The 13,491-nt window shown below is 68.6% G+C and carries 15 protein-coding genes; 9 read left to right on the top strand and 6 right to left on the bottom strand.

The window, feature by feature from the left end; translation table 11 throughout:
* Position 1 precedes the first annotated feature (1 nt).
* On the bottom strand, positions 2–916 hold the full coding sequence (locus E0H73_RS16410) for a hypothetical protein (RefSeq protein ID WP_238164034.1): 915 nt from the start codon (positions 914–916) through the stop codon (positions 2–4).
* Between the two features lie 76 nt (positions 917–992).
* Entirely contained in the window at positions 993–1,913 is a 921-nt protein-coding gene (locus E0H73_RS16405; RefSeq protein WP_131356296.1) for a hypothetical protein, read from the bottom strand.
* A gap of 156 nt (positions 1,914–2,069) precedes the next feature.
* Here E0H73_RS16405 and pafA point away from each other — a divergent pair, with 156 nt between their 5' ends.
* Both pafA and E0H73_RS16395 read left to right on the top strand, forming a co-directional pair.
* A complete protein-coding gene (gene pafA, locus E0H73_RS16400) occupies positions 2,070–3,431 on the top strand; it encodes a Pup--protein ligase (RefSeq protein WP_131356294.1) in 1,362 nt (453 codons plus the stop codon).
* A gap of 166 nt (positions 3,432–3,597) precedes the next feature.
* Complete coding sequence (locus E0H73_RS16395) at positions 3,598–4,563, top strand: FKBP-type peptidyl-prolyl cis-trans isomerase (protein WP_131356291.1); 966 nt, start codon at positions 3,598–3,600, stop codon at positions 4,561–4,563.
* 109 nt (positions 4,564–4,672) lie between these two features.
* On the opposite strand, the gene E0H73_RS16390 is transcribed toward E0H73_RS16395, so the two are convergent.
* Together E0H73_RS16390 and E0H73_RS16385 are read right to left on the bottom strand one after the other, a co-directional pair.
* Positions 4,673–5,119, bottom strand: coding sequence for a hypothetical protein (locus E0H73_RS16390; protein ID WP_131356287.1), 447 nt, complete (start codon positions 5,117–5,119; stop codon positions 4,673–4,675).
* 31 nt (positions 5,120–5,150) lie between these two features.
* Positions 5,151–6,251, bottom strand: a complete 1,101-nt coding sequence (locus E0H73_RS16385; RefSeq protein ID WP_131356284.1) for a DUF3866 family protein — start codon at positions 6,249–6,251, stop codon at positions 5,151–5,153.
* Positions 6,252–6,338: 87 nt separating this feature from the next.
* On the opposite strand from E0H73_RS16385, the gene E0H73_RS16380 reads away from it, so the two are divergent.
* Together E0H73_RS16380 and E0H73_RS16375 are read left to right on the top strand one after the other, a co-directional pair.
* A complete protein-coding gene (locus E0H73_RS16380) occupies positions 6,339–7,295 on the top strand; it encodes a helix-turn-helix transcriptional regulator (RefSeq protein WP_131356281.1) in 957 nt (318 codons plus the stop codon).
* Complete coding sequence (locus E0H73_RS16375; RefSeq protein WP_131356278.1) at positions 7,292–8,263, top strand: helix-turn-helix transcriptional regulator; 972 nt, start codon at positions 7,292–7,294, stop codon at positions 8,261–8,263. Before E0H73_RS16380 ends, E0H73_RS16375 begins: the two co-directional genes overlap by 4 nt.
* Here the strand turns inward: E0H73_RS16375 and E0H73_RS16370 are convergent.
* Entirely contained in the window at positions 8,260–9,450 is a 1,191-nt protein-coding gene (locus E0H73_RS16370; RefSeq protein ID WP_131356275.1) for a winged helix DNA-binding domain-containing protein, read from the bottom strand. The two genes, E0H73_RS16375 and E0H73_RS16370, sit on opposite strands and share 4 nt — an antisense overlap.
* A 177-nt stretch (positions 9,451–9,627) precedes the next feature.
* Between E0H73_RS16370 and E0H73_RS16365 the strand changes: the two genes are divergently transcribed.
* The 5 genes from E0H73_RS16365 to E0H73_RS16345 all read left to right on the top strand — a co-directional run bounded on the left by E0H73_RS16365 (position 9,628) and on the right by E0H73_RS16345 (position 12,825).
* Positions 9,628–9,819: a hypothetical protein gene (locus E0H73_RS16365; protein ID WP_131356273.1), complete on the top strand. Its 192-nt coding sequence runs from the start codon at positions 9,628–9,630 to the stop codon at positions 9,817–9,819.
* Between the two features lie 60 nt (positions 9,820–9,879).
* The gene (locus E0H73_RS16360; protein ID WP_131356270.1) at positions 9,880–10,185 is read left to right on the top strand and encodes a twin-arginine translocase TatA/TatE family subunit; all 306 of its coding nucleotides are present in this window, start codon (positions 9,880–9,882) and stop codon (positions 10,183–10,185) included.
* A 22-nt stretch (positions 10,186–10,207) separates the two neighbouring features.
* On the top strand, positions 10,208–11,032 hold the full coding sequence (tatC, locus tag E0H73_RS16355; protein WP_238164033.1) for a twin-arginine translocase subunit TatC: 825 nt from the start codon (positions 10,208–10,210) through the stop codon (positions 11,030–11,032).
* The gene (locus E0H73_RS16350; RefSeq protein WP_131356267.1) at positions 11,032–11,904 is read left to right on the top strand and encodes a diacylglycerol/lipid kinase family protein; all 873 of its coding nucleotides are present in this window, start codon (positions 11,032–11,034) and stop codon (positions 11,902–11,904) included. Before tatC ends, E0H73_RS16350 begins: the two co-directional genes overlap by 1 nt.
* Before the next feature lie 96 nt (positions 11,905–12,000).
* Entirely contained in the window at positions 12,001–12,825 is an 825-nt protein-coding gene (locus E0H73_RS16345; protein WP_131356264.1) for a chitosanase, read from the top strand.
* Positions 12,826–12,863: 38 nt separating this feature from the next.
* Here the strand turns inward: E0H73_RS16345 and E0H73_RS16340 are convergent, their stop codons facing one another.
* On the bottom strand, positions 12,864–13,463 hold the full coding sequence (locus tag E0H73_RS16340; protein ID WP_131356261.1) for a TetR/AcrR family transcriptional regulator: 600 nt from the start codon (positions 13,461–13,463) through the stop codon (positions 12,864–12,866).
* Positions 13,464–13,491: the final 28 nt, after the last annotated feature.

Below are 13,491 nucleotides of genomic sequence, written 5' to 3'. Positions count from 1 at the left end.
CTCACTCGCCGAACAGGTCCCCGCCACCCTCCTCCGGGTGGTACCGGAAGTACGTCGGGTCGGCGAACGTGGTCGGCACCTTGCCGAGGCCCTTGATGACCGTGCTGGTGCCAGTTGCGTGGCTCACGGCGTACAGGTAGCCGGACTGGGTGTCCTTGTCGATGCCGAGCAGCAGAGTGCTCTGCGTCCCGCACTTCTCGGCGACGAGCGTCTCGAACCCTTGCCACGTGGACGACCGGACCAGCTTCACCACCGGCGCGCCGGTCTTCGGCACCCGGATGGTGTAGAGCGAACCGCCGGTCATGTTCGCCAGGAAGGTGTCGTACGTCGCGGTCTGGCTGATCAGCGCCATCGTCTTGACCGCGCCGAAGCCGGCGTACGTCGCGTGGGCGCTCCACGTGCCGGCGTTGACGTTCCACCGGTTGAGGGTGTCGCCGTACAGCGAGTAGGTGTGCCCTGTCGTGCTGCCCGAGTACCGGGATTCCTCGAGGTACCGCGGACCGTTCTGGTACCAGCCGCCACCGATCTTCGTCTTCTCGAGCTCCTGGATCAGCTTGCCGCTGGTGGCGAAGTAGCTGGTCGCGAACAGTTCCTGGCCGATCACCACGTAGCCGGTCCGGCGGACGGTGTCGCCGGTGTAGTCCTGGTAGGCGAGCGACCCCGCGAGCCAGGCCTGACCGTCGGGAAACAGATCCTTGGGACCTTGGGACACCAACGCCGAGGCCGGGGGTGCAGACGAGATCCAGTTGACGTTGTGGTCACCTCCGGCCGTGATCGAGCCGAGCTGCAGCAGGCAACCGCCGGCCACGGCGGAGGGTGTCGGCGTCGCACTCGCTTGAGCCGGCACCAGTGCGGCGGCCAGCAACCCGGTGCCGATCAGCGCCGACAGACCACCTAGCAGTTTCCTTCGATTCATTCCCCAGGCCCCCAGTCCCCCGCGAGTGTCGCGGGTCACACGGTTCGACGCCGGCAACTGCGGAAAGGTTTGGGGGTCAGTCGCCGTTCAGGTTGGCGCTGGAGTCGAGGTCGTTGTTGAAAACGCGGGCCTGGGCGACGCCGGTGAAGTCCGCTCCGGTCACCTTCCCGAGGCCCTTGATGACGGTGGCGGTTCCGTTGGCGTGGCTGACGGCGTACAGGTAGCCGGAGTTGGTGTCCTTATCGATGCCGAGCAGCAGCGTGCTCTGGCTGCCACACCTCTCCGCGATCAGCGTCTCGAAGCCCTGCCAGGTCCGCGTCCGCACCGGCTTCACGACCGGTACGGCGTTGCTCGCGACCGGGATCCGGATCATGTACAGCGAACCGCCCTTCAGATTCGCCAGGAAGGTCTCGTACGTCGGGGTCGCGCTGATCAGCGTCATCGTCTTGACCGCGTCGAAGCCGCGGAACAGCGTGACCTTCCAGCCGGCGCTCCAGCGCCAGATGACGCCGTCCCACAGCGCATAGACGTTGCTCCGGTGCACGGTCCCGCCGGTGTTGTAGTACGACGACGAGTCGAAGTACGTCATCCCGCGGGTCCAGCCGCCGCCGATCTTGGTCTGCTTGTAGGAGCCGGGGTCGAGCACCTGGTACGAGCCGTCGGTGCGGTAGCTGTACGAGTAGAGGCTGGTGTCGTTGGTGACGTACCCGTGCCGATCCTGGCCGGCCACACCCACTTCGGTGGCGACCGAGCCGAACAGCCTCCAGTCCTCGGGCTGGTAGAGCCCCTTCGGTCCGTTCCAGGTGCTGGTCACGCTCGGCGGCGAGGTGGCGGCGATGTTCTGGACCTTGAGGTCCCCGCCTGCCGACACCGTTCCCACCCGCAGACTGCAGACGGTCGCCGAACTCTGCGGTGTGGCCGACGCCGGTGGCACCAGCGCCGCTGCCAGGAGCGCTGTCGCGGCGGAGAGTGCGGCCGCGATGGGTATCCGCTTCATCTGTCTGTACCCCCAGGAAATTGTTCAACTGTCCTACCTACTCCGATGCCAGTCACTTGCGGAAAGTTAGGTCCGTTGACATCAAAGGGGTAACGCCGGGAAACGGCGCGCCTGCGACATGGCCCGGTTGTCGGAGCGGCACCGTACTGTGGGTGTGTGAACCGGCGAATCTTCGGTCTGGAGAACGAGTACGGCGTCACCTGTACCTTTCGCGGTCAGCGCCGACTGACCCCCGACGAGGTGGCGCGGTACCTGTTTCGGCGCGTCGTGTCCTGGGGGCGGAGCAGCAACGTGTTCCTCCGCAACGGGGCCCGGCTCTATCTCGACGTGGGCTCCCACCCGGAGTACGCGACCGGGGAGTGCGATTCGGTCACGGACCTGATCGCGCACGACAAGGCCGGTGAGCGGATCCTCGAGGGTCTGCTGGTGGACGCCCAGAAGCGGCTGCACGACGAGGGCATCTTCGGCGACGTCTACCTGTTCAAGAACAACACCGACTCGGCCGGCAACAGCTACGGCTGCCACGAGAACTACCTGGTCAGCCGGCACGGCGACTTCGCCAAGCTGGCCGACGTACTGATCCCGTTCCTGGTCACCCGGCAGCTGATCTGCGGTGCCGGCAAGGTGCTGCAGACGCCGCGCGGCGCGGTCTACTCGGTGTCGCAGCGTGCCGAGCACATCTGGGAGGGCGTCTCCAGCGCGACCACCCGGTCCCGGCCGATCATCAACACCCGCGACGAGCCGCACGCGGACGCCGAGCGGTTCCGCCGGCTGCACGTGATCGTCGGCGACTCGAACATGTCCGAGACCACGATGCTGCTCAAGGTCGCGAGCACCGACCTGGTGCTGCGGATGATCGAGGCCGGCATCGTGATGCGCGACCTCACCCTGGACAACCCGATCCGCGCGATCCGCGAGATCAGCCACGACATGACCGGGCGCCGCGAGGTCCGGCTGGCGAACGGCCGCGAGGCCAGTGCCCTCGACATCCAGACGGAGTACCTGACCAAGGCGCGCGACTTCGTCGACCGCCGCGAGCTCGGGACGCCGGCCGTCGAGCGGGCGCTGTCGCTGTGGGAGCGGACGCTGAAGGCGATCGAGTCCGGCGACCTGAGCGGGATCGAGCGCGAGATCGACTGGGTGATCAAGTACCGCCTGATCGAGCGCTACCGCCAGCAGAACAACCTCGGTCTGGCCAGCCCGCGGGTCGCCCAGCTCGACTTGGCGTACCACGACATCCACCGGCCGCGCGGGCTGTACTACCTGCTCGAGCGCAGGGGTGCGGTCACCCGGGTCGTCGACGACCTGCGCGTCTTCGAGGCCAAGTCGGTGCCGCCGCAGACGACCCGCGCGCGACTGCGTGGTGAGTTCATCAAGCGGGCGCAGGAGCGCCGCCGCGACTTCACCGTCGACTGGGTGCACCTGAAGCTCAACGACCAGGCCCAGCGCACTGTGCTGTGCAAGGATCCGTTCAAGTCCCACGACGAGCGCGTCGAAAAACTCATCGCCAGCATGTAGTTGTCGCCGCCGTACGTCGCCGGCCGCGTGACTGTGCGTGGCGTGACCGAACGGTGACGCGGCCGGGCGGTGGTCGGGTTGGTCGCGCAGGCTAGGGTGGGCCGCGTTGTTGCCCCCTGTGTCGAGCGGCGCGGACCGCGCCGGGATGTTTCGAGGTGCTGGTTTCGTGCGCAAGTTGTTGAGTCTGGTCGTTGTGGCGGTACTGGGGTCCTCCCTGGTGGCCTGCGGCTCGGATAAGCCCGACTTCGGGGCGGGCGGGATCAAGGTGACCTCGGACTTCGGCCAGAAGCCGACCGTCACCCACCGCGACGGCGACCCGGAGAAGAGCCTGGTGACCCAGGTCCTCAAGGAGGGCGACGGGCCCGAGGTGAAGAAGGGCGAACTGCTCACCGCGAACTACCTCGGCCAGATCTGGCGCGACGGCAAGGTGTTCGACAACTCCTACGACCGCGGTGCGCCGTCGTCGTTCCCGATCGGGGTCGGCGGGGTCATCGGCGGCTGGGACGAGGGCCTGGTCGGGAAGAAGATCGGCAGCCGGGTGATGCTGTCCATCCCGTCCGACAAGGGCTACAAGGAGCAGGGCAACGAGCAGGCCGGGATCAAGGGCGACGACACGCTGATCTTCGTCGTCGACCTGGTCAGCGCGGCCGGGAACGACACCCCGCTGGACGCGACGCCGGCGCCGTCGGCGGCGACCAAGATCAAGATCACCGGCGGACTGAACGCCGAGCCGAAGGCGACCGTCCCGGCCGGCTTCAAGGCGCCTGCCAAGCCGGGCAAGCCGGTCGTGATCGCGCTCGGCAAGGGCAAGCCGATCGAGAAGGGCAGCCAGCTGATCACCCGGTACGTCGTGTTCGACTACGCCGGCAAGAAGCAGGCCAGCACCTGGGACGGCCAGCCCGCCACCCAGACCTCGCCGGCGCAGCCGCCGGCCCCGACCGACCAGCTCCAGGTCGGCCCCGGCCCGAACGGTCAGGCCGGTCCGGTCGACGGATTGGCCGGTATGCCGATTGGCAGCCGCGTCCTGGTCGAGCTGCCCCCGTCGAAGGACGCCTCCGGCAAGTCCATCAGCGCCTTCGCCGTGATTGATGTCTTGAATGCCTTCCCGGCTCCCAAGCAGCAAGGCCAGTAACCGGCCTTCGGCCGGGAGGTAGGGGAGGGGTTCCCTCTCCCAAGCAGCAGGGTCAGTAGTCGTTCACATCAAGGGCCGGTCTCCCAAGGGGGGCCGGTCCTTGGTGCGTTCAGCGGCGGAACCAGCGGCTGGTGTCGGGGTGGAAGGTCAGCGCCAGTGCAGTCACCACCGCGGTGATGTGCACACTGCGGACTGCGACCGACGCCAGGAACTCGACAGACCACTGCAGGGAAGTGAAGTCTCCGCCGTCGAGCAGCCAGGTCACCGGCCCATAGACGAGAGACGCGATACCGACCGTGCCCAGCAGGCCGGCCAGGAGGTAGCGGGACCAGGGGACACCGCGGCGGAAGAAACGGTCGATGACGACGAACAGTGCGCCATAGACGAGGGTGCGGACGGCGATCTGCATCACCAGGGCTGACGGTGACACACCATCTGCGATCGCCCCGGCGACTCCGACCACCGACTCCGCAACCCCGGCGCCGACCGCGAGCAGCCACATCAGGGTGGCCCACCGAGCGGTCAGCGGGGCTTCAGGAGCAGCGATGATTGCCATGCTCCCAGCGTGACCGCCGCAGCCGCCCGGATCAGGAGTACTGAGACCCCACTCCAGGTGGTGGAACGTCTACCAGTCCGGCCGCGTGCCGCCCGGCCGCCGCCGCTGCCTCGAAGTACGCGCGGTCGCCGTCGAGATCACGTCCCATCGTCGACAACTTCACCGGCGCGGCCCGCAGAGCGTCGTACAGACCGTCCAGTCCGACCCTGACGACCCGGTGCCGCGCCTTCAGCGGCTCGGCAGCGTCCCGTACGGCGTCACCGAAGTCACCTGGCAGATCGGGTACGACGACGTCCGCCGGGTGCAGGGCGACCCGGCCGTACGCCGTGAGGCTGTGGTGCGAGATCCCCCGGTGCCGCGGCCGCGGGTCCGCCTCCGAGATCCGCAGTGACGCCACCGCCCGCCCACGCAGCGTCCCGATCGCGTTGACCGCCTCACCGGACTGCACACCGGAGAACCCCCAGCGTGTCCCAGTCCCGAGATTGCCCGGCCCCTGCGTCAGTACGACGAGCTCCGCCGCCAGCACATGTACGGCGGTCAGCAGCCCGGTGTGCACCGTGACCGCCTCCCGATCCCCGCCGTACGCCTGGCCGACCGTGACAGTCCGACCGAGCCACCCGCTGTCCCGCAGCGACGCCACAGTGCGCGAGAACGCCATCGGCAGCGCCCCGCCGTCAGTCATCACGTAGACGACCCGTGTGGTCGGCCGTGCCTCGTACACCCCGGCCAGTACGGCGGGCAGCGCCGAATGCAGGTCCGCCACCACGACCGGCGTACCGAGGAGGTCGTCGGCATCACGCAGTACGTCGTGGTCCGGTGAGTCCTGCTCGTCCGCGCCGAGCACCATGGTCTGCAGCGGTGTGTACCGGGCCTTCACCAGGTGACCGCGCTCCGGAGGGTCGGCCGGCAGCCGGTCCGGTACGGCGACCACCAGCGCGTAGCCGCCCGTCCCGAGACCCTTGTCGAGCGCACCGACGTTGAGCAACACGCGATCCCCGGCCTCCGGAGTACCTACCAGCTCTGGATAGGCCAGGGCGCGCACTGTCTGTTCGCCCACGGCTACCGTCAGTTCGACCGCACCTGCCCAGGCCCGTCCGATCCGCACGACCTGTCCGTCCCGCCACCGAATCACAAGGGGAGATTAGCGGGTCGAACCGGTGTTCGAAGATTTCGGTGCGTGAGGGCGGGATTTGACGCTCTCAGGCCGTAAGGTGGTCGGGTGTCGGCGCGCAAGAGTGAGCGACTGCTCAATGTGGTCATCTGCCTGCTGGTCGCGCGCACCTACGTGACCAAGGAACGCATCCGCGAGGTCGTCGAGGGGTACGCGGGCCAGACCGACGACGCCTTCGAGAAGATGTTCGAGCGGGACAAGGACGAACTGCGCGACCTCGGCATCCCGATCGAGATGGGCACGATCGACAAGTTCTTCTCCGACGAGGTCGGGTACCGGATCCGCCGGGACGTCTTCGAACTGCCCGAGGTCCACCTCGAGCCGGACGAGGCCGCCGTACTGGGCGTGGCAGCCCGGGTCTGGCAGCACGCCAGCCTGGCCGAGGCGACGACGTCCGCGGTGCTGAAGCTGAAGGCGGCCGGGATCCAGACCGACCAGTCCGCGCTGAGCGCGATCGAGCCGCATGTCGGCGCGTCCGAGCCGGCCTTCGACCCACTCTGGTCGGCGGTCGTGAGCCGGACCGTGGTGCGCTTCCAGCACCTCCGCAGTGGAGCCTCGGAGCCGACCACCCGGACCCTGGAGCCGTGGGGGATCGTCTCCTGGCACGGCCGCTGGTACGTCGTCGGCCGGGACCGCGATCGCCAGGCGACACGGATGTTCCGGCTGTCCCGGATCGGCGGGGATGTGAAGACGGTCGGTGAGCCCGGCGCGTTCACCGTGCCCGAGGGCACCGACCTGCGTTCGCTGGTGTCCGAGCTGGGTCCGCCGCGTCCGACGTCGGAGGCGAAGGTCCGGGCGCGGACCGGCTCCTGTGTCAGCCTGCGTCGCCGCGCCAACGCCATCGAGCCGTACGAGGAGGGCTGGGACCTGCTGCACGTCCCGTACGCCGACTCGGGCGTGCTCGCCGAGGAGATCGCGTCGTACGGCCCGGACGCGGTCGTCGAGGGCCCTGGGGACGTGCTGGACGGCGTGCTCTGGCGGCTGCGGACGGTGGCTGGGGCATGAGCAATGCGCGGGACCAAGTTCAGCGGTTGTTGGCGTTGGTGCCTTATCTGCGGGAGAACGACGGTGCCCGCGTCGACGATGTCGCGAAGGAGTTCGGCGTACGGCCGAAGCAGATCATCGCGGACCTGAAGGTGCTGTGGTTCTGCGGACTGCCGGGTGCCCAGATGGGCGATCTGATCGAGATCGACATCGAGGCGGCCGAGGGTGACGGCGTCATCCACATCAACAACGCCGACTACCTGGCTCGCCCGCTGCGGCTGGCCGCGGACGAGGCGCTGGCGCTGCTGACCGCTCTGCGCACCTTGCGCGAGGTGACGGCCGGGAACGACCGCGACGCGGTCGACCGCGCGATCGGCAAGCTGGAGCGAGCCGCCGGAGAGGCTGCGGCGGCGAGCGAGGGCGCAGCCGCTCACGTCCACGTCGAGCCGGCCGACCCGGCGATCGCGGACACCGTGAACCGTGCCCTGGCGGGGAAGCGCCGCCTGCACCTCACGTACGACGTACCGTCGCGGGACGAGACCACCGAGCGGGACGTGGACCCGATGCGCCTGGTCGTCTCGGAGGGCCGCACGTACCTCGAAGCGTGGTGCCGGCTGGCCGAGGACGTACGGCTGTTCCGCCTCGACCGGATCGCAGCGGTGAAGTTGCTGGACCTGCCGAGCGAACCGCCGCCCGAGGCGACGCCACGGGACCTGTCCAACGGCATGTTCCAGCCGTCCGAGTGCGACCTGCTCGCGACGGTGAAGCTGGACCCACCGGCTCGCTGGGTCGCCGAGTACTACCCGAACGAGTCCGTCGAAGAAGGCCCCGGCAACTCCCTGATCGTCAGGCTCCGCGTCGCCGACACCGGCTGGCTCCAGCGCCTCGTCCTCCGCCTGGGCGGCGCCGCCACAGTCCTCGACCCACCCGACCTCACCACCCAGATAGCCGCCACAGCCCGAGAAGCCCTCTCGGCGTACGACGATTAGCCGCGACTCAACTCCTTCTCCAGGGGCGCTCGGAACCGTGGGGTGACTCGGACGCCGGACAGCCAGGTGGTCCAGCGGGCGGCTTCGGCCTCGATCAGTTGGGTGGTTTCGCGTCCGACGTCCTCGAGGAGCTGGAAGCGGACCTCGCCGGACTCCGGCTGACCCCAGCCGCCGACGATCCGGCCGTCCGTCCAGATGGTCGGGCCGATGTTGCCGGTGGTGTCGAACAGCTTCGCCTTGTGCTCGCCGAGGTACCAGTCACGGTCCTTCCAGCCCATCGGCGTCGGGTCCAGCGTGGGCAGGAACGCGACCCACGGCTCCACCGGCACTTCAGGCGCCTCGTCGCCCGGCAGCACGTACCCGACCTGGCCGTCCAGATCCACCGCGACCGCCTCGACCGCGGTCAGCGCCTTCTTCGTCTGGCCGGCAGTCCACCCACTCCACCACTGCAGGTCCGCCGCCGTACCCGGTCCGAACGTCGACAGCCACGCCCGCGCCAGCGTCACCCGAGCCTCCTCGGCCGCGGGTTTGTCGCCGAGTCCGCCAGGCAGCCAGTCCTCCGCCGGCGACCAGTGGTGCTGTCCGCTCAGCCACGTCCCCAGCGGCCGTCCGCGCACGATACGGCCCTCGGCCGACAGCTGGAACAACACCCGGCTCGTCACATACGGCTGAGCGGCGTACGCCTTGCCGACCGACATGTTGAGCCGGGTCCGCAGCCGCGGCTCGTCCGCGGACAGTTCCTGCGCTGTCGCCGATCCGCGGAGCGTCAGCGCGGTCGCCGCTGACTCTTCGACCGCCCGCAGCCACTTCCCGGACGCGTCCGCGTCGGGTCCGACCCCGGACTCGGTCAGGTGCTTGACCAGCAGCTTCCGCTGCTTGACCGCGATGTCGTCGGTGCACGCGGCCTGGATGATCGGCGCGAACGGCGTCGGTACGACGAACACGGTCCGGCGCATGCCGAGCATCCGGATCAGCGTGCGGTCGTCGTACAGTGCACGCTCCGTGCCCAGTACATCACTCCCTGGTACCCGAGCGGCCACGGACAGGTGCACGGTGGCCGGATCGGTGGCGTGCAAGGCGACCATCGCCGTCGCCGCTTCCACCGGATCCGCCGCGTGGCAGGAGGACAGCAGCCGGTGCCGCCGGCCCAGCCGGGTCCGCCGCTCCTCGACCCCGATCCGCAACATCAACTGCCCCCTCGATTCGCCGTACCGCAGCCTCTTCCAGGCGGAGCCTGCCCACTCGCCGGGCCGGGCATGTCCCGCTGGAGACACTCGGTTTTACCATCACGTTCCGACACCGTTGTCCGCCGAGACGCCACGCGGGGCGTGGGCGATGCCCGGGAACCGGCTAGGCTCCTGGGTATGTACTGGTTCCTGCTCTTTCTGGCAGTCGTGGCGGTGTGGCTATCCGTCCTGGCTCTGCTTGCGAAGAAGGTATGGGGCCAGGCCAAGGCGCTGACGCGTGAGTTGGTCGCCGCCCAGTCCAAGCTGGAGGCAGCGCAGTCCGCGGCCGGGTCCGGACAGACCCATCGGGGCGAGCACGCCCCGGCGTAGTATTCGGCCCACGACTCAGCGTTGAGCCACCAGGCAAGTGTGTGTGAAAGGGAGATCGACATGGCAGCACCGCTCATCGGTATGCCGCAGGGCGCGGAGTGGCTCGTCATCCTCGCGATCGTCGTGCTGCTGTTCGGATCGGCCAAGCTGCCGGCGCTCGTGAAGCAGCTCGGCAAGTCGAAGAAGATCTGGGAAGAGGAGGTCGGCCCGAAGAAGAAGGACTCGGAGCTGACCGAGGGCAGCAACGAGCCCGCCCAGGCGCCGACGCAGCAGGCGGCCCCGCAGGCCCAGCCGGCCCAGCAGCCGAACCAGGTCAACGGCCAGGGTCCGGGCGACGGCTTGCCGCCGACGCACACGGCCAACTGAGCCGAGCGCCCCAGCTGTGTCAATGGTGAAGTTCGGGCGGCGTAAGGAGAAGAAGGAACGCCGCCCGAAGGACGACGAGGGTCGGATGACCCTGCGCGAGCACATCATCGAGCTGCGCAACCGCCTGCTCATCAGTGTGCTCGCCATCGTGGTCGGGACCATCGTCGGCTGGGTCTTCTACAACCAGGCCTTCGAGTTCCTGACCAAGCCGTTCCTGACCAGCGTTGCCGAGATGGCCAAGGACGCGGGGAACGTGAAGACCCCGCAGCTGACCTTCCCCGGCGTCGGGAACGCGCTGACGTTCCGGATCAAGATCTCGGCGTTGTTCGGCCTGATCCTGGCTTCACCGGTCTGGCTCTACCAGTTGTGGGCGTTCATCGCGCCGGGCCTGCACCGCAACGAACGCAAGTGGGCCTACCTGTTCTCCGGGATCGCCGCTCCGCTGTTCGCGGCCGGCATCTGGGTCGCGTACTGGACCCTGCCGAAGGGCATCGAGATCCTGCTGGGCTTCACCCCGCTGGACATCCAGAACCTGGTCGAGCTGCCCGACTACCTCGACTTCGTGCTGCGCACGATGCTGGTGTTCGGCGTCGCCTTCCTGATCCCCCTCGTGGTCGTGCTGCTGAACATGCTCGGCGTGGTGCCGTCGTCCGCACTGGCCAGGTTCCGGCCGTACATCGTGCTGGTGATCTTCGTCTTCGCCGCGGTCGCCACACCGTCGGGTGATCCGTTCACGATGTGCCTGCTGGCCATCCCCATGTGTCTGCTGTTCTTCGTTGCCGAGGTGATCACCCGGGTCCTCGACAAGCGCAAGGCGCGTAGGGCCGAGGAACTGCTGGCCGACTGATGACCAGACGGATCGCGCTGGTGGTGAATCCCACCTCCGGCCGCGGCCTCGGTGCCCGCGTGGCTCCGGTGGTCCGCGAACGGCTCGCGGCAGCGGGGATCACCGTCGATGTGCACTCCACCACCTGCGCGGAGGACGTCGGCCGCATCTCCGCCGAGGTGGTCGCGTCCGGTGCGGACGCGGTGGCGCTGATCGGTGGCGACGGCACGGTCCATCTCGGCGCCCAGGTGCTGGCGAAATCCGGGATGCCCTTCGGCGTGATCCCGGCCGGCACCGGCAACGACTTCGCCCGCGGGATCGGCGTACCGCTGAAGGATCCGGCCGCGGCGGCCGACCTGATCGTGGCCGGCAAGACCCGCGCGATCGACCTCGCGGTGGCGAAGGACGAGTTCATCACCACGGTCGTGGCCGGCGGCTTCGACTCGTTGGTGAACAAGCGCGCCAACGCGATGACCTGGCCGAAGGGCAACTCCCGCTACACCGTCGCCACCCTCGCCGAACTGCGCACGTTCAAACCCCTCGAGTACGTCGTCACCGTCGACGACGAGGTGATCGAGACCAAGGCGATGCTGGTGGCGGTCGGCACCGGGCCGACGTACGGCGGGGGACTGCAGATCTGCGCCGGCGCGGAGATCGACGACGGGCTGCTCGACGTGACGATCATCCAGCCGGTGTCGCGGTTCACCCTGCTGCAGATGTTCCCGAAGCTGTCCAAGGGCACCCATGTCGGTCACCCGATGATGCGCACGGCGCGCGGCCGCTCGGTCCGGATCGAGTCGCCGGGGATCACGGCCTACGCCGACGGCGAGGTGCTCGGCCCGCTCCCGGTCGACATCGGCATCGCCCCCGGTGCGCTGACCGTTTTCGGCTGAGACACAATCTTCACGGAGTGAGGTGTTCTCAGTTCTGCTGCTGGTCTGATAGGAAAGCTTCCTAACAGTAATCCTCGGACGCCCCTCGGAGGAACCATGCAGACCCGCCCCACGCGCAGGACCGCGCTGCTGCTCGGACTGACCCTCGCGGCCGCCCCGGCGACCGCCCTCGTCTCCCGCTACGCCTCGCCCGCCGATGCCGCGGTCCAGGCCACCGGCCTCGACGATCCGGCGAAGAAGGAGATCGCGATGCAGATCGTCTGCAGCGCGGAGAACTCTTCGCTGGACTGGAAGGCGCAGTACAAGTACATCGAGGACATCGACGACGGCCGTGGCTACACCGCGGGCATCATCGGGTTCTGCTCGGGAACCGGCGACATGCTCGAACTCGTCGAGCTGTACGCCGATCGCAAGCCGGGCAACGTACTGCAGAAATACCTGCCCGCCCTGCGTGACGTCGACGGCAGCGACTCGCACGACGGCCTGGACCCGAACTACACCAGGGACTGGAAGACCGCGGCCAAGGACACCGCGTTCCAGCAGTGCCAGAACGACGAGCGCGACCGGGTCTACTTCAACCCGTCGGTGTCGCGAGGGAAGTCGGACGGCCTGCGCACCCTCGGCCAGTTCTGCTACTACGACGCGATCGTCATGCACGGTCCCGGCAACGGCGGCACCAGCTTCGGTGGCATCCGCAACCGCGCGCTGCAGAAGGCCAAGCCGCCGGCGCAGGGTGGCAACGAGACGACGTACCTGAATGCCTTCCTCGACGCCCGCGTCTGGGCGATGAAGCAGGAAGAGGCGCACAGCGACACCAGCCGGGTCGACACCGCCCAGCGGGTCTGGCTCCGCAACGGGAACCTCGACCTGAACACCCCGCTCGACTGGAAGGTGTACGGCGACCCGTACCACATCGGCTGAGTTCCGCCCGACCGCCCTGCCCGGCGGTCGGGCGGCGGTCATCTGCCGTAGGCGGCCAGGAAGATCCGTACGCCGCTGCGGACCAGGTGATCGATCTCGTCCTGATCGACCGGCACCGCGCCGTACCAGGTCCGGTTCTGGACGGGTCCGGTGACGAGCACGCCGAGGAACTCGGCCGCCTCGACCGGATCCCGTACGTCGAGCAGGCCGCGCCGGTGCAGGGCCTCGAGCCGATCGGCCAGGGCGGTCCTGGTCGGCCGGTCCGCCAGCAGGCCGGGGAAGTGGGCCGCCTCGGCGATCATCAGCCGCAGGATCTCGGTCCGCTCGGCCGACTTGGCCACCTCGGTCGCGAACACCCGCCCGAAGCGGAAGAGCGCGTCCTCGAGGTCCGTCACGTCGTCGATGGTCTCCTGCAGCAGTGCCTCGAAGCCCTTCTCATGGCCCGCACGCGTCTCCGAGATCGCCGCCAGGAAGAGTCGCTCCTTGTCGCCGTAGTAGTCGTAGATCGTGCGCTTGGAGACACCGGCCTCCGCCGCGATCGCGTCCACGCCGGCGCGGGCGTAGCCCTCGGCGAGGAAGACCTTCAACGCCGCGCGCACGATCGCGGCCCGTTTGGCCGGCGATCCTTCCCTGACCACCGCGGGTGCTCCTCCCGATCGACTACAC

It is taken from the genome of Kribbella pittospori (genome assembly GCF_004331465.1).
Classification (GTDB): domain Bacteria; phylum Actinomycetota; class Actinomycetes; order Propionibacteriales; family Kribbellaceae; genus Kribbella; species Kribbella pittospori.
Note: the sequence above shows the minus strand (reverse complement) of the source record. Positions and strands in the feature narration are given on the sequence as shown.